Raw genomic sequence first — 22,592 nt, 5'->3', positions numbered from 1 at the left:
GTATCGGACCATATCTTTCTGGAGGAGATGGAACTATTTATTTTGATTATTATTTTAATATTGGCGGTGAAAAACATTACGGGAAAGTTTGGGGAAGTTCAATTAACACCTTGCCAGAATAATATAGAAATACATAATATGTATTTCTATATCTTATTGATTTTTAGATTAATCATCACATTAAAAAGGTCTATTAAATGAATAATATAAACTTAGAATCATTAAAATTAGATATGGATTTTCCATTTTTGACTATTTCTAATTCATCTACTGATAGTGTGAATAGAAAAAAAATTACGGTTACTGCACGTGTAGTAGACATTTATGGTAATCCTTTACGTAATATTTCCATATTTGTATCTGATTCTGCTTCAAATAATTTTGAAAGAGTAAAGATTTATGGCCCAGATCAAAATCAAGAAATTCACCCTACTCTCCAAGGTGGCATAGAAGGGTTTTCTATAAAAACCGATGAGCATGGTAATGTCTTATTTTTTATTCATCCAAATAAAGCTCTTCCTGTTGTTCTCAATTTATATTCCAATATAATCGGTTCAACAAAAAAAATGCCTGCTAAACATACAATATTTATTGTAAATAATTCTTTGGATAATATGGAAACTAAATTTGACATGCCGGAGATAATTAATTTTTTTGGTGAATATTTAGAATCAGACGGGCCTAGTGAATTTGATGTTGAAATTCCACCCTATGGATCAATGTTTAGAGATTATATATTATTTTTTGTAAATGGAGAATATACAAAATATTTTACTCGAGTAGATCACAAAGATAATACAAGTACCTTTACTAAATTACCCTATGACATTTTCAAGAAAAATGTATATTCAAATTTCTTTTATGTGATTGTCAGGGATTCTGGCGATGCTCTAGAAGCAAAATCTGTTTCATTACCTTTAACTTATCAAGGCGGCGTAATATATAAACCAGATCCAAAAGTAGAAAGAAATTATGCTACATGCATCGTATACACTAGTCTTGGCGTTGATGGAGGTGCCATACTGCCAAACGGCAGTGAGATTAATTATACTGCAATAAGGCAATATCCTAATGCACCAAAGGCAGGGTTGTATATTGAAATATTAGGTACTAAAGACCCCGGAAAAGAAAAAGATAAAGTGCCACTAAATATCCCTGTCACTGTAAATATGTATCTTAATTCAACAAATAAAAGTTATATTAAAAGTTATCATGGAAAAATAAAAGAACAACCTTTAGAAACTAATAATAAAGTGGCTGCTGTTATTCATGTTCCACTTGATGATATTATTAATGTTAAATCATATCAAGATGGAGGATTAGGTAATATTTATTTTGACTATAAGTTTTATGATGGTAATGATCAGTATGGAGAAATCTGGTCAGCAAGCATTGAGACTGATATTGACGATGACTGATGATAACTTTGAATGATTGATTTATACGATTACGAAGTTTATCAACGCGATCAGCATAACCAAAGAAAATGAAAAACATATTCTCCTTGCATCGTTTATACAAGACGGGGAATTAAATATAATGCTGTTCGACTAAGGCATTTTTCACAACTCTGTATCTTTGACATAATCCAGAGAATTTTGCATTTTCTGGATTATTTTATATCCTAATAATATGTTGGATTTATTATTGATACACTGGACTTTGATATCGACGCCTTCAGACGTGAAATAGATCATTTGAATTTAAAATGGCTTTATTTCCACATCTACAGCGAGCATTTGCCAGTGGTGTCTCCCTGCACAACAAGCTGCTTGGTTAGTTCTGGTGATGGGATTGTTGAGAAATATGTCCATCAACTCAGTTTATAATTCTACAACTCAAATTGAAGAAGATGAGAGAAAATATAAAGATGTTTATCTTACCAAAAAAGATAAGGCACTGAACGCTCGTAGCTTCAGTGCCTTATATATCAGAAAAATATCTTGCCCGTTATAAAATACTTTAACCGAACAGCATTACCTGCTGGGGAGATGATTTTTACATTCATCAAGTAGTTTTTGTTAGCTTGCCACCTTTCTGAACAATCGTAGCGGTATAGGTACAATGATTTTGATTATCTCCCATCATGTGGATGAGGTTGTTTTATCTTCCATTGTATCTGGGGAATTGGCTGCTTCTTTACAGGGCCGTTGCGATACTTAATAACAGCCTTGTTGGTGAGGGGCCCTCACCTGCCGCTGGAGCCCCGTCAAAAGCGACCTTAATATCTCTGTCATTGAGGATCATCAGGATCAATAAAGCTAACTTCGCGCAGTGCATAAACAGGTATATGCTCTCCAATGGCGAGTGAAACCCACACATCTGTTACAGAAACCGTGCTCGTCAAGGTAGCTTTCAATTTTCCTTCGTCATCCGTTCGGACATCGCCATTTTGTGCGTGCAACTTGACTCCTTCAAAAACACCTTCGCTATCGCTAGACCATTTCACATTAGGAATTATCGTGTTTGGCAAAGGATTTTTATTGCTATCCAGAACAACCGCAGTGTATTTGTAGTGTGCTTTAGGATCTTTCGGATTCTGTGTTCCATGAGGTGGATCAACTTTAACTATTTCCACATGATAATTTGCAGGCTTGTCATTAAAACTGACCTGTCCCACCAATTGCTGAGGTTGCCCATCCATTTGCAGGTAAACTTTGACATCTTTTTGTATCTTAGAACTGGCTAAGACAAGTTTGTGTTTGAACTGTCCATTTTCATCAACTTCAATAGAAGTTGGGTTCCCCCAATCAATAAATTGCAGTCCCGAATTTGAACCTATTGGAGGATCTGTTATCCACTTAACATCATTAATTGTGACGTTTTTTATTGGAGCACCATTTTCCGTATCAAAGGTAATGACCGGATTAAAAGTATATCCGTCTTCTTTATTACCCGTATCTGGTAATGGCCCTGTTGGTGTGAAGTTGGCTTCTTCCCGCTTTTTCACCATAAAGGGCCTGACGACCACATTCATCTGAACCGGCGCTAATTTTCGGTTATTTTCCAATTCAGCAATGGCAGAAATTTGATAGTTGTTGTTTTGATTAGAGGAATACCTAGGGAGTGTGATCTGAATAGATTCCCCAGCCTTAGTTGGAATCAATCCACCATTTTCTTTAAATCCTTCACTTACATCCCAATGAATATGTTTGACTGCGGGATTAGAAGATAACGTTGCCGTAATATTTTTATATTCCTGGCTATACCCGATGAGTTTTTCAGGTAAAGACAGTTGTGAGTCTGATATTTTCTGTTGATCAAGAACAATATTATTATTTCTTTCTACCAGATCATAACGGCTTCCTGCCAATGTGCGCATTGAAGCCACATTTTCTGGTGATAATTGCACATCAAGAGGAACGCCCAGTTTATAGTTCAAATTCGCCAAAAATTGCGTTTCTGTATGACCACTTTCTCCCTGTTTATAATCCACTCCCATTGTCACAAGTGGGATCGGGGTATAATTTAAGCCAACTTTCGCAAGAACAGGGTTTTTCTGTTTGGTATCACGGTTGAATAAGGTCACGTTATCACCAAAATATTGTTCATAAGACAGTTTAGCCCCCAGATTAGGGTAGGTGGGAAGGAAAAACTCTCCGTTAATATCATAACCATTAGCAGGGCGTTCATGGTGATCTTTGAAATCCCGCGATTTCTGCCAGTCGCTCAGGCGATAGTAAGTATTAGCAGAGAGTTTAATGTAATCACTCCAAATTTCTCCTCCCAACCCCAAACGCTGGTTTTTTCCGGTAACGTCATGATCGTAAAAAGTGTTTAGTCCATACATCCAGTTCTGATAAAAATAACGTCCCCCGAACCCTGCATTAATTGTATTGCGGCTATCTTTGTGACGATAACCTAACTGAGAGAAAAACAACCAGTCTGTTTTGTTGTCATAAAGCGGTATTAATAGATCGAATGAGTTATTTTCCAGACTTCCTTTTTTGTCCAATCCAAAGTTAATTCTGGCAGTACCAAACTGTGATAACCATTTTTGAGCTTCGGAAGATACAGTGTTGTTAAATTTACCCAAGGCATAGGATTTCGCCTGTTCCGCTAATGTTGAAGGAGACGATGATAGAATGTTACCGGTAGCTTGGATATTTTGGGTAATCACATTAGGTGCATTACCTTCTGAGGTATCAAGTTTTTTTTGTGAATCGTTTTCTTCATTGGTCGTTGAGTTTAAAAATTTTTTACCTGATTCCTTAACCAGAAGCCCTGCACTCTCTTTCTGATTATTTGTTTTCCCTGTTATTACATTACCCTCTGCAAAGGCATTCGTTATTGTGGAAGGTATCAGTAATGTATAAAGAAGAACAAAAAAACCAATGATTTTACTAATATATGATAACATATATAAGTACCTCAAAAAGTTATAAAAATGTAATTTAGTGTTGCTAATAGACCCATTTTTATCCCAATATATCTCATGGTTGCCTAATGAAAAATGAGACTATCCTCCTGATTACCTAGATTAGGAAATATTTCCATCTCTATCATGAAATATAGTTATCAACTGATAACTAATTTTTATTCGGTGATTTTATCTTCTGCTTCGAAACTAGCAGGGAAGGCTATGGATATGCGGACTCTGATATCTTGTCCTTGAAATAATGATTTATCCAAAACCTGATTATTGGATTGAGGTAAAACAGGAGCTGCAAGTCTAATATTTTCATTCATGATAACTTAATCCGTATCTTATTAATAATTTTTTAATAAAATGATGCTTCTGGAGTAAGCTATCTTAATGTAAATAAGAAAATATCGAACGACCAATGAAAGTAAGCTATCACTATTATTCACTTTAATTTTATGTTAATCTTACATTAAGAACCGTAGCCTCTATATGGTTTTCTTTATTTTTCACTCTATAATTCGATTGATTTTATTTAATTGTCACAGAATGCAGATGAAATTATTGTTATTTGTTTTTATTGTCACCTTCGTTTGGGATTCAGGTGATAACCTGAAAGAATAATCATTAAGTTCTCTCTCATTATTTATCGTGATAAGTAAAAATCAAACAGCACGAAGACAAAATAATACAAATATATGATACTAATATCATGAGTAACTAATGAGAGCAGAACACGTTAACCAGGCTGTCAGGCAGGTTTATCCATCAGATTCATCTTCTTTACAGGCAAGTCCCCAAAGTGATACATCTCACATTTATTTCACTCTGTAGCTATAACGTGTAAAATAGCAGCATATTGTGTTAGATGAATGCTGCGGCGTACTGCCACGCTGCATCCATGTAATATTCCTTGTAAATAGTAAAAACGGTAAAAATACTTGTCAATTAATAACTTAAGAAATATCGCCATCATCGCTCACGTCGACCATGGTAAAACCACGCTGGTTGATAAACTTCTGCAACAGTCCGGTACTTTCGGTGAGCGTGCTGCAACTACTGAGCGCGTGATGGATTCCAACGATCTGGAAAAAGAACGTGGTATCACTATCCTTGCAAAAAACACTGCTATTAAATGGAATGATTATCGCATCAATATCGTAGATACCCCAGGCCACGCCGACTTTGGTGGTGAGGTTGAGCGTGTAATGTCAATGGTAGACAGTGTTCTGCTGCTGGTTGATGCGATGGATGGCCCAATGCCACAGACTCGCTTCGTAACCCAGAAAGCCTTTGCTCATGGTCTGAAGCCTATCGTGGTTATCAATAAAGTTGACCGTCCTGGCGCACGTCCTGATTGGGTTGTGGATCAAGTATTCGACCTGTTCGTGAACCTCGGTGCAACAGATGAACAACTGGATTTCCCAATCATTTATGCTTCTGCGTTGATGGGTGTTGCGGGTAACGAGCATACTGATATGGCTGAAGATATGACTCCGCTGTATCAAGCAATCGTTGAGCACGTAGAACCACCTAAGGTTGATCTTGATGGCCCATTCCAGATGCAAATTTCTCAGCTGGATTACAACAATTATGTCGGTGTTATCGGTATTGGTCGTATCAAACGCGGTACGGTAAAACCAAACCAAAACATCACCCTCATCGACAGCGAAGGTAAAACTCGTAACGGTAAAGTCGGTAAAGTTTTCAGCCATCTGGGACTGGACCGCATTGAGTCTGATAAAGCGGAAGCGGGTGATATCATCGCGATTACTGGTCTGGGTGATCTGAACATCTCCGATACCCTGTGTGAAGTCAATGTGGTTGAAGCATTGCCAGCACTGGCGGTTGATGAGCCTACCGTAAGCATGTATTTCTGTGTGAACACTTCACCGTTCTGTGGTCGCGAAGGTAAGTACGTAACTTCACGTCAGATCCTTGATCGTCTGAGAAAAGAGCTGGTTCATAACGTTGCACTGCGTGTTGAAGAAACTGAAGATCCAGATGCATTCCGTGTATCAGGCCGTGGTGAATTGCACCTGTCTGTTCTGATTGAGAATATGCGTCGTGAAGGTTTTGAACTGGGAGTTTCTCGTCCAAAAGTTATTTTCCGTGAAATTGATGGCCGTAAGCAGGAACCTTTTGAGCAGGTAACTCTGGACATCGAAGAACAGCATCAGGGTGACGTGATGCAGGCACTGGGTGAGCGTAAAGGCGAAATGCGTGACATGTTGCCAGATGGCAAAGGCCGTGTTCGTCTGGATTATGTGATCCCAAGCCGTGGTCTGATTGGCTTCCGTACTGAATTCATGACCATGACTTCCGGTACAGGTCTGCTGTACGCAACATTCAGCCACTACGACGACATCCGCCCGGGTGAGATTGGCCGCCGCCAGAATGGTGTACTGATTGCCAATGGACAGGGTAAAGCAGTTGCGTATGCGCTGTATAGCCTGCAAGAGCGCGGTAAATTGTTCCTCGGCCACGGTACAGAAGTTTATGAAGGCCAAATCATCGGTATTCACTCGCGCTCTAATGACCTGACCGTTAACTGTCTGACCGGTAAAAAGCTGACTAACATGCGTGCTTCTGGTACGGATGAAGCGACAACCCTGACTCCGCACATCAAGAAAACGTTGGAGCAGGCGTTGGAGTTTATCGATGACGACGAACTGGTTGAAGTCACTCCGCAGTCAATTCGTCTGCGTAAGCGTCATTTGACTGAAAACGATCGCCGTCGCGCAAGTCGTAGCAAAGAAGTTTAATTTCTTGGCGACACATTGCGTGTGACTGATTGAATGCGAATAGCTTAGGGTGCTTCGGCACCCTGAGTTCTTTATAATATCCCACAGCATCATCTCTGCTATCCATTTCTGATAAATCCGTCTGTACAGCGAGTCAGGGCTTCGATAGCGACTCATTAAATTCAACAACCCTTCAGCAAAAAGTAATTTGCTTATTTTTTGTCTGCTCACCTTTTTTCTTAACAAAATTATGATAAAAGTACCAAACAATAAGAATCAGTCAGGAGGGGTTATGCTGTATATTTTCGATATGGGTAATGTGATTATTGATATTGATTTTAAAAGAGTTCTGGCTGTCTGGAGTAATTTGAGCGGAACGCCACTGGCAACACTGACACCGAAATTTTCATTAGGTGAACTCTTTGAAAAACATGAGAGTGGGCAAATCAGTGACAGGCAATTTGCAGAAATGATGTGCGATGAAATGGAAGTTTCGCTCAGTTTTGAACAGTTTGAGGAAGGCTGGAATGCGGTTTTTATTAGTGTCAGGCAAGAAGTCATTGAATTAATGAATAAATTGCGTGCTCAAGAGCATCGTGTGGTTGTACTGTCAAATACAAATCGTCTGCATTTTAATTACTGGCCTGTGCAGTACCCAGAGATTGCAGCATCAACGGATTTCCTTTATTTATCTCAAGATTTAGGTATGCGTAAACCGAATCCTGATATTTTTAAATATGTGCTGGAAACTGAGGATGTGACGGCAGAGCAAGCGGTATTCTTTGATGATGTTTTTGAAAACGTTGAAGCTGCGAGAAAATCAGGTATCAATGCAATTCATGTGACTGACAGGAATATAGTTCCTGATTATTTTAAAAGGCATGATTTCTCACTTCCCATAGACACTTAATATCTTTCGCTGATTGCGGGAGATGTTTTCCTCCACCTCCTTGCCCAATAAGGGCAAGGATAACAGGCAAGAAAAATGATCGGACTAATTCAGCGTGTAACACAGGCAAAGGTTGTTGTTGAAGGTGAAACTATTGGGGAAATTGGACCGGGATTACTGGTGTTACTGGGCGTTGAAAAAGACGATAACCCGCAAAAAGCCCAGCGATTATGCGAAAAAATAATGGGATATCGGGTATTCAGTGATGAGCAGGGAAAAATGAATCTGAATGTTCAGCAAGTTCAAGGCAGCTTGCTGGTTGTGTCCCAATTTACATTGGCTGCGGATACCCAGAAAGGCTTAAGGCCAGGTTTTTCTGGTGGTGCTGAACCTAAAAAAGCAGATGAACTTTATCGCTATTTTGTTGAACAGTGCCGTATAACTGGTGTAAAAACAGAAATGGGGGAATTTGCTGCAGACATGAAAGTCAGTTTGACAAATGACGGGCCGGTAACTTTCTGGTTGCAAGTGTGAAGTGGGTGGAATATTTCAATGGATTGATTTTTACAACAATACAATAAATTACGCTAATAACCCACGGTGTGCTGCATACGTTTCCCTGATTATACATGACAACACACAAGATAAGGGGCTGTTTCTATGTACCACCTGAGAGTACCTCAAACAGAACAAGAGTTGGAAACCTACTACCAATTTCGTTGGGAGATGCTGCGTAAGCCGCTCCATCAGCCTATTGGTTCAGAGAAAGATGGTTACGATTCTATGGCTCATCATCAAATGGTGGTGGATGAACAGGGTAGTCCGCTTGCTGTTGGGCGCTTATATATCAATGCGGATAATGAAGGGGCTATCCGTTTTCTGGCTGTACATCCCCATGTTCAGCGGAAAGGACTGGGTACACTGATTGCGATGGCTTTGGAATCTGTAGCCAGACAGGAAGGGGTGAAACGGGTTGTTTGTAGCGCACGGGAAGATGCCGTTGATTTCTTCGATAAATTGGGTTTTCAAAACCGGGGCCTGATCAATGGTGCCAAGGCAGCACCGATTAACCATTTTCTCATGATCAAACCTATCGTGAGCCTTGATGATATCTTGCATCGCCCTGACTGGTGCGCAGAATTGCAACAAGCATGGCATAAGCATATTCCCCTGAGTGAAAAGATGGGGCTTCGTATCACTCAATATACAGGGCAGCGTTTTATCACAACGATGCCTGAAGCCGGAAACCAAAACCCGCACCACACTATTTTCGCCGGCAGTTTGTTTTCACAGGCCACGTTAACGGCATGGGGGTTGATTTGGTTGTTGTTACAGGAGCGTCAACTGGGTGGAGACATCATTTTAGTGGATGCTAATATGCGCTACCGACAGCCGATTACCGGGCGCCCCAGTGCAAGTGCGGATTTTAATAACATGAGTGGTGATCTGGCCCGCCTTGCCCGGGGCAATAAAGCGCGTGTAACACTGGAAGTGCAGGTTAGCGGTGAACACGGTGTTGGTAGCGTATTCACCGGCACTTATATTGTTATGCCACCCGAACGTTTTGCTACAGCTTGATTTTAGCGCAGACTTGACTCTCCATTGCAGGGTGATTGTCTGCTGTAGCGTGTTCAGCATCCGGGCTTTCTACAGGGGAATGTGCTGTCGGGGTACAGCGATTCGTTGAAATCAAACCTTGCTCAATAGACTGTGTCTCTTTGCCTGATGATTTATTTTCGGCATTCAATGTGCCATGGATTGTTCCTTTAATATCATCAGCAGAGAGGTCACCAGTAATCGCCAGTGAGAAATTTCCTTCTCCTTGAATATTGAGCGGTATCCAACCCCATTGTGGCAGGATATTCAGATCCGCATTCATTCCTGTGAAATTGAGATTAAAAGGGATTTGGGAAGGTTGTTGTTCAACGGTTCCGGTTATTTTTAGCAGCCCATCACCTGTGAAGGCATCTAATTTATCAATAGTTACCTTGCCATCTGTAGCGTGCAGTTGCAGATAAGGGCGTGCAAGCTCAATTTTGTTGAATGTTCCTCCAGTGGCTTGCAGATAGGCCTTACCACTCCACAATCCCCAGTTGCCATTTTTCAAAATATCCATCTTATCAATATGGCCTGAAAGGGTGGTTAATTGGAACGGAAAACCGGGATTGCCATCAATCAGCAGAGTATTATTGATGGTAATGTCATTTAATTGCAGTCCTGAAATCCATTCTGGTGCGGTTTTTTTGAAATTGTTGAGCCATCCCTCTGGCAGGATATAAAGTAACCCGGTTACAGAGCTATCCTTGATAGTCAGTTGGCGGTTTTTGCGATCCCATTGGGACTGGATATTAAATAATCCCTTTTGATAATGGGTTGTCAGGTGAGCAATGGTAAAAATATCATCAGAAAAGCGGAGCTTCCCGAGCGTGTCGCTGAACTGTGCATTATTGAATGCCATGTTCATCGCATTAAAATCAATCAATCCATCTTCAGCATCCCAACTGCCATTAACCAGCCCCAAATTTTTGATGGTGCCATCTAAATAATCGGCTGACCAGTTTGAGCCTTGCATCTTGGCATTGGTGATATTGAGGTCTTTAACGTAAATAGCGGGAAGATGGCTGATTTTTTCCTTCAATGTGCTCAGTGCCATCGGCGATTGCCAGCGAATATCGCTGATGAGGATATTGTTCAATTTCCAACTGCCGTCCGGCAACCGCTGACCATCACCAGAAATGGCGCCCTGTAGAAATGTTGCGCCAAACGCATCGACAGTCAGGGTCTTATCCTGATAACTGCCTTGCATAATGACATTTTCAACAGGAATATCATTTAAGCGGATTTCAGAGGCGCTGAATTGATATTTCCCGTTACCAAACGGGTTTTCCACAGTAGGAACCCAAGGCGTAATGCCACCGGTAATATTTTTTCCTTGAATGTCAGTATTCGGATTGTTTAACTGAACATTCATCTGGTTCAGTTGCAAAATATCAGCTTGTAAGGAGAAAGGAAGAGGAAATTGGTTTCCTGATGGTTTTTCTGGTGGTCTTCCTGATAATAGTATCAGGGTTCCTTGTTGCAGTGTCAGACGATGAAGACTCTGGGGTGTCAGCAGATCCTGCCATTTAAAATCAAGGTTGATGGTTTTGGCACTGAGTGAAAAGGGGCTTTGCTTATCCCTGATATCCGCATGGCTTAACGTCAGGGTGGCAGGTTGCAGCCAACTATGGCTGATGCCCGCAATGCTGATTTGATAATGTCCTTGCTTACTGAGCCATTGACTTAACTGTTTAGCTCCCCAGTGGGTTTGAATAACAACATAGATAACTATCATTGCTAAAATCAGCAACAATATAAGTGTGACAAAAAATTTCCCTAACCACTTCATGAATGCACCTCAGCATGGCCTCCTAATCGAAATCCTTTTATGCCGTAAAATGGATAGGCACTCAATAGCTGACACTGATAAAAATATGATTTGGTGTACTTTTGGGTAAGTGAGTAAAGATATTGCGAATAACTACGCAAAATGAGTGCAAAAAAACTCCCGCTATTACAGCGGGAGGGACACAACAAGCATCCAAACCTACCGGTTATTTTTCTTGAGGAAAAATCAGGTTCAGCAAAATGGCGGTCAGGCCACCTGCCGCAATACCCGAAGAGAGCAAGTTCTTCACCCAATCGGGGGCAAACTGCAAAATCAACGGTTGTTGAGAGACGCCTAAACCTACAGCCAGTGACAATGCGATGATCATAATCGCCCGGCGATTCAGTGGCTCACGGGAAACGATTCTGACACCAGAGGCTGCGATGGTGCCAAACATAACAATCGTCGCTCCTCCCAAGACAGGTTCGGGGATATGTTGCACAAAACCTGCCACCGAAGGGAACAATCCCAGCAGAATCAACATGGACGCAATAATGTAACCGACATGGCGGCTGGCAACACCAGTGAGCTGGATCACGCCATTATTCTGACCAAAGCAGGAATTTGGAAACGTGTTGAAGACCGCAGAAACCATTGAGTTGAGGCCATTCGCCAACACGCCTCCCTTGATGCGTTTCATGTATAGCGGGCCACTGACGGGTTGCTCTGAGACATCCGACGTTGCCGTGATATCGCCAATGGTTTCCAGTGACGTCACCATAAAAATCAGAATAAGTGGGATCAGCAGATTCCAGTCAAAAGACAGACCATAGTAGAGTGGTGAAGGAACTGTCACGATTGATGTATCTGCCGTTGATTTCGAAAGAGGTAGCATATCCATGTACCAGGCCGCCAGATAGCCTATGGTCATGGCAATAACCAGAGACGCGACGCGTAGGTAAGGGTTACGCTGGCGATTCAGCAGTACGATAACGGCAAGGACAATACCTGCTAACAGCAGATTCCCGGCGGCTCCAAATGTGCCGTTTTGAATGGCAGAGTAACCGCCGCCAATTGAGGTCAATCCGACTTGGATCAGAGACAAGCCGATAATCATTACCACAATACCGGATACCAGCGGTGTAATGATCCTTCTTGCCAGATGGAGTACACGGGATAGCAGAACTTCGGTCATTGAAGCAACCATCAATGTACCGAACAGGGTTGCCATCATCGTTGGGATATCCGCCCCTCCGTTTTTCAGCGCCATGCCGCCCATGATAAGTGGGGCAACAAAGTTAAAACTGGTTCCCTGAATTGAAAGCAAACCAGAACCAATTGGTCCCCAAGAGCGAATTTGAATAAGTGATGCTAAACCTGAGGCAAACAGGGACATACTGATGATGCGCTGCGTATCCTGTTCAGGAAGCCCAAGTGCCTGACAAATCAATATCGCTGGAGTGATAACCGCGACAAACATCGCCAGCAAATGTTGGCATGCCGCAAATAAGGCATGCGGGAGAGGAGGCTTATCCTCAAGGCGATAGAGCAGCTCATTATCTGACGTGTTGAGAGCCGAATTGTTGGGAACTTCTGATGGGTTGGCTTCACGGGTTAAATTGACCATGTAGTGAAATTCCAGAGGGACAAAGAAACGCATTTTAATGATCTTCACTATGAAAGCAATCGTTTGCCTAAAGTTTTCATTGTGAGATACGGCTTAATTTCGTCACATTTTTAAATATTTTAACTTGTGTTTATTAATAATTTTCTTTCTAATCCAACCCTTACCTGCTCTTGGCGTTTTTATAGGATGATTATAACGTCACATTAAGTTCACATAATTTTAACAATAGATGGGGTACATAAATGTATCATCTGGATGTTTATGGCACGCTCGTTGCTGCCACACTTGTTTTGTTACTAGGAAGAAAACTCGTACAATCAGTCTCATTCCTTGAGAAATATACAATCCCTGAACCTGTCGCAGGTGGGTTATTGGTCGCTTTAGTATTACTGGCGATTAAACAAACCACGGGTTGGGAAGTCGGTTTTGATTTATCACTCCAAGAGCCCCTTATGTTGACGTTCTTTGCCACAATCGGCTTGAACGCTAACCTTGCCAGCCTGAGAGCGGGCGGAAAACTTTTGCTCCTTTTTATCTGCGTGATTGTTGGCCTGTTATTGGTACAAAACACGGTAGGTATCGTATTGGCGAAAATGCTTGGTCTTGACCCGCTCATGGGGTTGCTGGCGGGGTCTATTACACTCTCTGGCGGTCACGGAACGGGGGCGGCGTGGGGTAAAGTCTTCACTGAACGTTACGGTTTTGAAAATGCTACTGAAGTCGCTATGGCCTGTGCCACATTCGGCCTGGTTTTGGGCGGTTTGATCGGTGGCCCGGTTGCTCGTTTTCTGGTGAGAAATACCAAAACGCCGGGTTTGAGTACAGAAGATACAGAGCTTCCGACTGCGTTTGAGAAACCCTATACGGGCCGGCTTATCACGCCATTAGTGATGGTGGAAACCATTGCCATGATTTCCATTTGCTTATTGGCAGGCAGTTTCATTGAAAAGCAATTGCAAGGCACGGCCTTTGAATTGCCGACATTTGTATGTGTATTGTTTGTTGGGGTTATTCTCAGTAATGGCCTGTCTTGGCTTGGTTTTTATCGGGTATTTGACCGGGCGGTTTCAGTATTGGGTAATGTTAGTCTGTCACTGTTCCTTGCAATGGCGCTAATGAGCCTGAAATTGTGGCAGTTGGCTTCCCTTGCGCTACCGATGCTGATCATTCTCGTTGTACAGACAGTTGTGATGGCTTTGTATGCTGTTTTCGTCACTTATCGTGTGATGGGCAAAAATTATGATGCAGCAATATTGTCAGCGGGTCATTGTGGTTTTGGTCTGGGCGCAACGCCAACGGCTATCGCGAATATGCAGGCGATTACTGACCGCTTTGGGCCATCACATGTGGCATTCTTGCTTGTGCCGATGGCAGGGGCATTCTTTATTGATATCGTTAATGCTGCTGTCATCAAACTGTATCTGTTGTTACCGGTGTTCCCATCTGTTGCAGGTTAATTTGACACGCTTGTGATATGGCCTGATATCTTGGCTAAAATATGCCGCTGAAATATATTCAGCGGCATTTTTTTAACTGTTTATTGGATAGTTTACGTTAGGCATGGCTGTATTGTGAGCTATCCGGCAGCCAGCGTTCAATTAACGCTTTGGCATGTTCAGGATAGTGCTGGTGGATATAGCGGGCAATGCGTTGAACTTCCGGCAACATATTTTGATCCCGCAATAAATCCGCGATCCTGAATTCAGCATTACCCGTTTGGCGCTTACCGAGTAATTCACCCGGCCCCCGAATCTCTAAATCTTTCTGGGCAATCACAAAACCATCATTACTATCCCGTAAAACTTGCAGGCGTATTTTGGCCGTGTTGGTCAGTGGGGTTTTATAGAGCAGAACACAATGTGAAGCAACGGCTCCACGCCCGACACGCCCACGAAGCTGATGTAATTGAGCCAATCCCAAACGTTCGGGGTTATCGATAATCATCAGGCTGGCATTAGGTACATCAACACCGACTTCAATGACGGTAGTGGCAACCAGTAATTGCAATTCCCCCTGCTTGAAAGACTCCATGATGCTTTGTTTTTCTGCGGGTTTCATTCGCCCATGCACCAAACCAATTTTCAGTTCCGGTAATGCCTGTGCCAGTTCTTCACTGGTCGCTTGTGCTGCTTGCGCTTCCAGAACGTCAGAATCTTCAATCAGCGTACATACCCAGTAAGCTTGGCGCCCTTCATCCAGACAGGCGCTTTTTATGCGTTGGATAATGTCGTTCCGGCGGGTATCAGGAATGGCAACCGTTGTTACAGGTGTTCGCCCTGGCGGGAGTTCATCAATAATGGATGTATCAAGATCCGCATAGGCGGTCATTGCCAATGTGCGTGGAATAGGGGTTGCGGTCATGATCAATTGGTGGGGGTGGAAGCCTTGCTCGCGGCCTTTTTCCCATAATGCGAGGCGTTGATGAACGCCAAACCGATGCTGTTCATCGATGATAACCAATGCCAATCCTGCGAATTTAACTTGCTCCTGAAACATTGCGTGAGTGCCAATCACCATACTGACCTGACCACTTGCAATCGCCTCTTGCTGTGCCTGACGAGCCTTACCTTTCTGCTTGCCCGCCAGCCAGCCGACTTGAATACCGAGAGGTTCAAGCCATTGGCGGAATGTATTGGCATGTTGTTCTGCCAGCAGTTCCGTGGGCGCCATTAACGCAACCTGCTTGCCGTGAACAATAGCGCGAACAGCCGCCAGAGCTGCCACCAGCGTTTTACCCGATCCTACATCGCCTTGTATCAAGCGCATCATGGGGACGTTTTTTTCCAGATCGTGTTCTATCTCTGCAACGACCCGGGCTTGCGCCCCTGTTGGTGAGAAGGGTAATTGCCTGAGAAGCTGTTGTTTCAGTGAATTATCCGCTGTGAGCGGCTGGGCGTGAAAGCGCTGGGTTCCGGCCCTGACTGCCAGCATACTTAAATGATGTGCCAGCAATTCTTCCAGAATTAACCTGCGCTGAGCCGGATGCCGGCCATTTTCCAAATCAGTCAGGGAGATATCCGGTGGAGGACGATGCAACGTATGCAACGCATCGGGCAGGCTGATCATCTTCCGGCTGAATTCTTCCGGCAGCAATTCATTAATGGCACAGGTCTTTAATATCTCTAATGCCTGATCGATCAACTTGCGCAGTGCTGTTTGGCGAACTCCCTCTGTAGTGGGATAGATGGGCGTTAATGTATCTTGCAACTGAACGCGATTGGCGTGTTGCTGAACTTTATATTCAGGATGAATGATCTCCGGCCCTTGATTCCCACGACGGATTTCACCATAGGCAACCACGTGCTTTCCTTCGGCCAGATTATTTTTCATGGCGGCGGTGAAATTGAAGAAACGCAGGGTCAATATGCCGGTTCCATCACTGATTTGGCAGGTCATGATGCGCCGGCGTCCAAAAACGACATTGGTACGCAATACTTCACCCGTTACCGTAGCATAAATGCCAGGTAGCAACTCATTAATAGTGTACAGACGGGTTTGATCTTCATAACGTAGGGGAAGGTGCAGCAGTAAATCTTGTAGATTGACCAACCCTAATTTGGCGAGCTTAGTGACCTGATTGGCTCCAACACCACGCAAAGTGGTTAAGGGGATGGCATCAAGTAGTTGGCCTTTCATGTGATGTCTCCGTCGGTGTGATTTATTTCCTTGTATACCTGTTGTCTTTCAAGTTGCCGCTTGGTGCAGCCGTTGCCTGCATTATTGCCCACCACGATTCACTTGCGATGATTTGCCCTTGTTTATCGATCAATGGTTGTTCCAGACCTTTGCGTCGGGAAACTGCCGCCAGAACAGGATACCCTCCTTCAAACAGCAACTTTTGCTGTTCCTCTTCGGGCAGTGTGCTTTCTTCTCTCTGATACATGCCCGCCAGCTGGCGTTGCCGTTGTGCCTCATACAGGATCAAGGCAGATGCGACGGAGACATTCAGTGACTGCACCATGCCTGCCATCGGGATGATGATGTCATGATCTGCCAACGCGATAGCTTGTTTTGAGATACCTTTCTTTTCCTGCCCCATAATAATGCAGGTAGGTTTAGTGTAATCAATTTGGCGGAAATCGACCGCTTTATCAGAAAGATGAGTTGCCAGCACTTGCATGCCATCGGATTTAAATTGCTGAATGGCTTGCTCAACAGTGGAATGTGTCTTGACTTGAACCCAACTGTTGCTACCCGCCGCAGAAGCGAGCTGGGTTCTTAATTGTTCTGTGGGCCAAATGGCATGGATTTGGTGGATACCGACCGCATCCGCAGTACGGATGACAGCGGATACGTTATGGGGTTTGTGAACTTCTTCTAAACAAATCGTCAGGTCAGGTTGACGCATTGCCATCATTTGGCAAATACGAGCGTAACGTTTAGGATTCATAACCTTTAGTTTCGATTACGGCTGACTCGCATTACATCTGGCATGACACGTATCTTACGCATGATATTCGCCAACTGGATACGGTCTTTGGTCGTCAGCCTGATGAAAGCACAATAAACACGGCCATCTTTTTCTTCCGTATTCATGCCTTGAATGCTGGAGTTTGCATCATTGATAGCAGCAGTCAGATTTGCCAGGGCACCTTGATGGTTAAACATATCAACTTTAATTTCAGCAATAAAATCGCTATTGATATCTTTATCCCACTCTACGTGCATGAATTTTTCCGGTTCTTTCTGATATCCACGGATATTGCGGCAGGATTCGTGATGGATTACTAACCCTTTTCCCGGGCTGATGTGAGCGATAATCGGGTCACCCGGAATTGGGCGGCAACATTTGGCAAAGGTAATCAGGATGCCATCAGCGCCTTTGATAGGTAGCTTACGAGCCGTATTGCCGTTGTTGTTTGGCTCTTTATCCGATGTGCCGAGTAATAAATTACGAGCGACAACCACACTCATGGCATTACCTAACCCGATCTCTGCCAGTAAATCATCCAAAGTCGCAAGCTTCATTCTTGCCAGCTCTTTGCCGATATTTTCCTGTGGTATATCGGTGATTTTTGTTCCGTTACCAAGTGCATGGTTGAGCAAACGGCGACCCAGCCCAACAGAATCAGCCCGTTTCAGATTTTTCAGTAACTGGCGGATTTTGGCTCGCGCCTTGGAACTGACGACAAAGTTCAGCCATGCAGCATTAGGACGTGCGCCGGGTGCTGTGATGATTTCGACAGTTTGCCCACTGCTCAGCGTCTGTGAAAGCGGATATGGCAGACGATCAACACGTGCGCCTACGCAGGCATGGCCGATATCTGTATGGACGGCATAGGCAAAATCGACAGGAGTCGCTCCTGCGGGTAATTCAACAATTCGCCCTTCAGGGGTAAAAACGTAAATCTCATCGGGGAACAAATCAGATTTCACGCTTTCAATAAATTCAAAAGAACTGCCGGCACTTTGTTGAAGCTCCAGCAAGCTTTGCATCCAGCGTTGAGCACGAACTTGTGCGGTTGTACCGGATTCTCCCTGCTCTTTATAAGCCCAGTGTGCCGCAACCCCCATTTCCGCCATTTGATCCATATCTTCAGTACGAATCTGGACTTCAACAGGAACCCCATGCGGGCCAATAAGGGAAGTATGCAGAGATTGGTAGCCGTTGGCCTTAGGGATTGCAATATAATCTTTTACTCTGCCGGGGCGGGGCTTATATAAACTGTGCATTTGCCCCAGTACGCGGTAGCAGGTATCAAGATTATTGACGATGACCCGAAAAGCGTAAATATCCATGATGGAATGGAAACGCTGTTCTTTCAGGTGCATCTTACGATAGATAGAGTAGAGATGTTTCTCGCGGCCACTGACAGTACACTCAATGCCAGCATCCGTTAACCTGCCTTCAATTTCCGACAAGATTTTTTGGATCATCTCCTTACGATTACCGCGGGCGGCTTTAACGACCTCTTTAATGACGCGGTAACGGTTGGGATACAGGGCTTCAAACCCAAGCTCTTCCAGCTCCGTTTTCAGGTGATGGATACCCAGACGGTGGGCCAGAGGGCTATAAATTTCCAGCGTTTCCCTGGCAATGCGCCGCCGCTTATCAGGGCGCAGGGAGCCAAGGGTTCGCATATTGTGTGTACGGTCTGCCAGCTTGATCAAAATGACGCGGATATCCTGCACCATTGCCATGATCATTTTGCGGAAGTTTTCGGCCTGAGCTTCCTTTTTGTCCCGGAAGTTCAGTTTATCCAGTTTGGATACCCCTTCCACCAATCCGGCGACGGCCGTGCCAAATAACTGTTCTATATCCTGAAACGTCGTTGGCGTATCTTCAATAACATCGTGCAGAAGTGCTGCCATAAGTGTTTCATGGTCAAGGCGCATTTCGGCCAAAATACAAGAAACAGCGACAGGATGAGTAATGTATGGTTCACCGCTGGTACGGGTTTGCCCTTCGTGGGCATCCCGTGCAACAACATAGGCCTGTTTTAGCAGATCAATTTGATCTTCAGGCAAATATTTCAGAACCAGCTGATTCAGGCTTTCAAACAGATACAAGGCAGACCTACCGTAAAATTAACGACGACCTTCAGCGATGGCAGAAACAGCTTTGATTTCTGCGGCTTCTTGTTCTTGCTGTTCCTGACGCTCACGAACATCAAGAATTTTATTGTTGATAAGGCCTTGCTCGATTTCACGCAGAGCGACAACAGTCATCTTATCGTTTTCTTCTGGAACGAGAGGATCTTTGCCGCCTACTTGCAATTGGCGTGCTCGGCGAGCAGCGACCAACACCAGGTCAAAACGGTTACCAATTTTTTCTACTGCGTCTTGAACAGTTACGCGTGCCATATGTGTGCTACTCCACAGATAAATAAATGACTGGGCATAATACTGAAACTTGGTTCAGTCTGCCAATAATTTGCTGATTAAGGCATCATGCCGCTGCGCCTGACGATCTAATCGTAGACGCTCAGAACGAATAACAGATTGTAAATCGGCGAGTGCCGTATTGAAATCATCGTTGATGATGACGTAATCATATTCGTTGTAATGTTCCATCTCCGCGACAGCTTGAGCCATTCGCTTGGCAATAACTTCTTCGCTGTCCTGACCACGCCCCCGTAAGCGACGGAGCAACTCTTCCTTAGAAGGCGGAAGAATGAAAACGCTGCGGGCTGCGGGCATTTTCTGACGGATTTGCTGTGCACCTTGCCAGTCAATATCAAGAAAAACATCAACGCCGCTGGCGAGTGTCTCTTCAATGACTTTTCGGGATGTACCGTAATAGTTACCGAAAACACAGGCATATTCCAAAAATTCATCATGAGTGATCATATTTTGGAATTCATCTACTGCGACGAAAAAATAATGTTCACCATGATTTTCGCCTGAACGAGCTTGGCGTGTCGTATGTGAAACAGAAACCTGAGTGTCATACAAAGGCTGAGTTTTTAATAAAGCCTGAATAAGGCTTGATTTGCCTGCTCCACTCGGCGCAGAAACAATATATAACGTTCCTTGGTTCATGATGAATTCTTGACTGATTGGGTATAAATAAATGCAAGCGCAGGAATATAAAATCCCACATAGTATACACGGATACGTCAATCCATGCAGCGTTACAATACATGCCAACGGGCATTTCAACAAAATTTTTTCTTAACAAACTGATGTTACGAGTTAATTTTGCGGAACAATTTCAGAAAAAATAGATGGTTGCAGAAATTAGATATTTATTTTTCGAAATGCTTCGCAAACCTGTCTTTTCCATCTTGGTAAAAATCGCCCTGTTTTTTATTCTCTGCTCGTTTTCAGGAATCTATGGAGCAAGGATGCTTAACTTTCTTATCAATTTTTTCATAACAGTAGGGATACTACTATTTAGCATGCCTATGGCATTTGCCACTCAGGCAGATTGCGCTATATGGACACAAGAAAAGCTTCAACATGAAATAGAACATCTGACACAGCAGATGGCGAAATGGGATTATCTCTATCGTCAAAAGGGCGTGAGTGAAATAGATGATGAAATTTATGATCAATTACAGGAAACCCTCGCGTTTTGGCAACGTTGTTTAAATCAGGTAACGGCCAATTCTTTTACTGTTTCTGATTTTAGTACTTCTACGGTTAGTACTTCTACGGTTAACACTTCCACGGCCAGATCTTCCACGGTTGTCGGTTTACAAGAGGAAAAGCAGCCTCATCCTGTCCAGCACACAGGTTTAAATAAGCTGAAGGACTTACATAAGATTCGCCAGTGGTTACAGGGGAGAACAGGGGTTTGGCTGCAACCCAAAGTTGATGGGGTTGCGGTTACTCTGGTTTACGAAAAAGGCGACTTAGTGCGATTAATCAGCCGTGGGGATGGCATAGAAGGAACAGACTGGATGGATAAAAGCCCATTTATTTCCAGTATCCCTAAACAGATAAAAAATGCACCAGAACGTTTGGTATTGCAGGGTGAGCTTTTTTGGCAGCAAGAGCAGCACCAGCAATCTGTTGCGGGCGGTCAAGGTGCACGCAGCAAAGTTGCGGGGTTAATGATGCGAAAGACACCGACACCGGAACTTGAGCAAATAGGCGTCTTTATCTGGGGCTGGCCGGATGGGCCAAATGAAATGTCGGTCAAGTTGGAGCGATTGGCATCAATGGGATTTCCCATGACACAACAATATAGCCACCCTATTGCTACCGCAGAAGAGGCCGAAAAGAGATGGAAAGATTATTTTGTGCTGCCTCTCCCTTTTGCGACAGATGGCGTTGTCTTGCGACAGGAAGTTGAACCTACAGGCCGGCAATGGCGAACAGGCTCAAGCAGCTGGGCTATTGCATGGAAATACCCATTAAGGCAGCAAATAACAACGGTAAAAGAGGTTGATTTCACGATAGGCCGGACAGGGAGAATCTCTGTTGTATTAGAACTGGAGACAGTCAAGTTAGATGATCGGCAAGTCAGCCGTGTCAATATCGGGTCTGTCAGGCGTTGGAAGCAGTGGGATGTTCATCCGGGCGACAAAATCACGGTGGCGCTGGCAGGGCATGGTATCCCAAAACTCGATAAGGTGGTGTGGCGCATTGCGGAACATTCTGATATTCAACCGCCTAATGGACAAAATTATCATTCTCTTAGTTGCCTTGCGTTAAACCAGACGAGCGATACGAATGATATGAACCAACAATATTGCCAACAACAGTTTATTGCCCGTCTGACATGGCTTGGGGAAAAGTTGAAAATGAAGGGTATTGGGCAAGGCACGTGGTCTGCTTTAGTCAGACATGGATTGGTGACGAATTTAACAGATTGGTTGGTGCTGGACAGAAAACAACTTGAGGACGTACCGAATATTGGCGTGAGGCGTGCTGAATTGCTCTTCTCCCAATTCCAGCAGGCAAAGTTACAGCCACTTTCATTGTGGCGTGAAGCCATCGGTCTGCCTTATGCCAATCGTTTTACGGATAACATGGGTTGGCAGTGGGAAGAGCCGTTATTACATCCGAATGGGGTAAAATCGTTAACGACAAAACAAAGAGAAAAAGTCGCGGCTTTTCTACAACACCCGGAGATTAAGGGACTGATTCACACTTTAGATTTACAGGGGATTCAGTAGGGAAAGGGATTAAATAGGAAAGTGGATTATGTCGGA

Annotated in this window: 16 protein-coding genes; 7 read left to right on the top strand and 9 right to left on the bottom strand. The window is 43.7% G+C overall.

Annotated features, from left to right (window positions below; genetic code table 11):
• Positions 1-197 precede the first annotated feature (197 nt).
• The gene (locus AB204_RS13675) at positions 198-1,418 is read left to right on the top strand and encodes a hypothetical protein (protein WP_047963922.1); all 1,221 of its coding nucleotides are present in this window, start codon (positions 198-200) and stop codon (positions 1,416-1,418) included.
• Between the two features lie 815 nt (positions 1,419-2,233).
• On the opposite strand, the gene AB204_RS20880 is transcribed toward AB204_RS13675, so the two are convergent.
• Complete coding sequence (locus tag AB204_RS20880; RefSeq protein WP_053067911.1) at positions 2,234-4,360, bottom strand: inverse autotransporter beta domain-containing protein; 2,127 nt, start codon at positions 4,358-4,360, stop codon at positions 2,234-2,236.
• A gap of 176 nt (positions 4,361-4,536) precedes the next feature.
• Positions 4,537-4,689, bottom strand: a complete 153-nt coding sequence (locus AB204_RS22820) for a hypothetical protein (RefSeq protein WP_161796570.1) — start codon at positions 4,687-4,689, stop codon at positions 4,537-4,539.
• A 615-nt stretch (positions 4,690-5,304) separates the two neighbouring features.
• On the opposite strand from AB204_RS22820, the gene typA reads away from it, so the two are divergent.
• The 4 genes from typA (at position 5,305) to fabY (ending at position 9,574) form a co-directional block, all read left to right on the top strand.
• Positions 5,305-7,128: a ribosome-dependent GTPase TypA gene (gene typA, locus AB204_RS13665; protein WP_047963921.1), complete on the top strand. Its 1,824-nt coding sequence runs from the start codon at positions 5,305-5,307 to the stop codon at positions 7,126-7,128.
• A gap of 271 nt (positions 7,129-7,399) precedes the next feature.
• On the top strand, positions 7,400-8,017 hold the full coding sequence (yihX, locus tag AB204_RS13660; RefSeq protein WP_047963920.1) for a glucose-1-phosphatase: 618 nt from the start codon (positions 7,400-7,402) through the stop codon (positions 8,015-8,017).
• A 75-nt stretch (positions 8,018-8,092) separates the two neighbouring features.
• A complete protein-coding gene (gene dtd, locus AB204_RS13655; protein WP_047963919.1) occupies positions 8,093-8,530 on the top strand; it encodes a D-aminoacyl-tRNA deacylase in 438 nt (145 codons plus the stop codon).
• Between the two features lie 126 nt (positions 8,531-8,656).
• A complete protein-coding gene (gene fabY / locus AB204_RS13650; RefSeq protein WP_047963918.1) occupies positions 8,657-9,574 on the top strand; it encodes a fatty acid biosynthesis protein FabY in 918 nt (305 codons plus the stop codon).
• Here fabY and AB204_RS13645 read toward each other — a convergent pair.
• Entirely contained in the window at positions 9,564-11,384 is a 1,821-nt protein-coding gene (locus tag AB204_RS13645) for a translocation/assembly module TamB domain-containing protein (protein WP_047963917.1), read from the bottom strand. The two genes, fabY and AB204_RS13645, sit on opposite strands and share 11 nt — an antisense overlap.
• A gap of 205 nt (positions 11,385-11,589) precedes the next feature.
• A complete protein-coding gene (locus AB204_RS13640; protein WP_047963916.1) occupies positions 11,590-12,990 on the bottom strand; it encodes a uracil-xanthine permease family protein in 1,401 nt (466 codons plus the stop codon).
• A gap of 242 nt (positions 12,991-13,232) precedes the next feature.
• Between AB204_RS13640 and gltS the strand changes: the two genes are divergently transcribed.
• Positions 13,233-14,447 carry a sodium/glutamate symporter gene (gene gltS, locus AB204_RS13635; RefSeq protein WP_047963915.1) on the top strand — a complete coding sequence of 405 codons (1,215 nt, stop codon included), beginning with the start codon at positions 13,233-13,235 and terminating at the stop codon, positions 14,445-14,447.
• Between the two features lie 97 nt (positions 14,448-14,544).
• Here the strand turns inward: gltS and recG are convergent, their stop codons facing one another.
• From recG to gmk, 5 genes are read right to left on the bottom strand one after another with little or no spacing between them, the layout of a single operon-like run.
• A complete protein-coding gene (gene recG / locus AB204_RS13630; RefSeq protein ID WP_047963914.1) occupies positions 14,545-16,626 on the bottom strand; it encodes an ATP-dependent DNA helicase RecG in 2,082 nt (693 codons plus the stop codon).
• A 22-nt stretch (positions 16,627-16,648) separates the two neighbouring features.
• Positions 16,649-17,380 (bottom strand): tRNA (guanosine(18)-2'-O)-methyltransferase TrmH, encoded by a 732-nt coding sequence (gene trmH / locus AB204_RS13625; RefSeq protein ID WP_047963913.1) that lies wholly within the window; start codon positions 17,378-17,380, stop codon positions 16,649-16,651.
• 5 nt (positions 17,381-17,385) lie between these two features.
• On the bottom strand, positions 17,386-19,500 hold the full coding sequence (gene spoT / locus AB204_RS13620; protein ID WP_047963912.1) for a bifunctional GTP diphosphokinase/guanosine-3',5'-bis pyrophosphate 3'-pyrophosphohydrolase: 2,115 nt from the start codon (positions 19,498-19,500) through the stop codon (positions 17,386-17,388).
• A gap of 18 nt (positions 19,501-19,518) precedes the next feature.
• Entirely contained in the window at positions 19,519-19,794 is a 276-nt protein-coding gene (gene rpoZ / locus AB204_RS13615; RefSeq protein ID WP_047963911.1) for a DNA-directed RNA polymerase subunit omega, read from the bottom strand.
• A 54-nt stretch (positions 19,795-19,848) separates the two neighbouring features.
• The gene (gene gmk, locus AB204_RS13610) at positions 19,849-20,472 is read right to left on the bottom strand and encodes a guanylate kinase (RefSeq protein WP_047963910.1); all 624 of its coding nucleotides are present in this window, start codon (positions 20,470-20,472) and stop codon (positions 19,849-19,851) included.
• A 305-nt stretch (positions 20,473-20,777) separates the two neighbouring features.
• Between gmk and ligB the strand changes: the two genes are divergently transcribed.
• Positions 20,778-22,556 (top strand): NAD-dependent DNA ligase LigB, encoded by a 1,779-nt coding sequence (ligB, locus tag AB204_RS13605; protein ID WP_047963909.1) that lies wholly within the window; start codon positions 20,778-20,780, stop codon positions 22,554-22,556.
• The last annotated feature ends 36 nt before the right edge of the window (positions 22,557-22,592 follow it).

The organism is Xenorhabdus khoisanae (assembly GCF_001037465.1).
Lineage (GTDB): Bacteria > Pseudomonadota > Gammaproteobacteria > Enterobacterales > Enterobacteriaceae > Xenorhabdus > Xenorhabdus khoisanae.
Note: the sequence above shows the minus strand (reverse complement) of the source record. Positions and strands in the feature narration are given on the sequence as shown.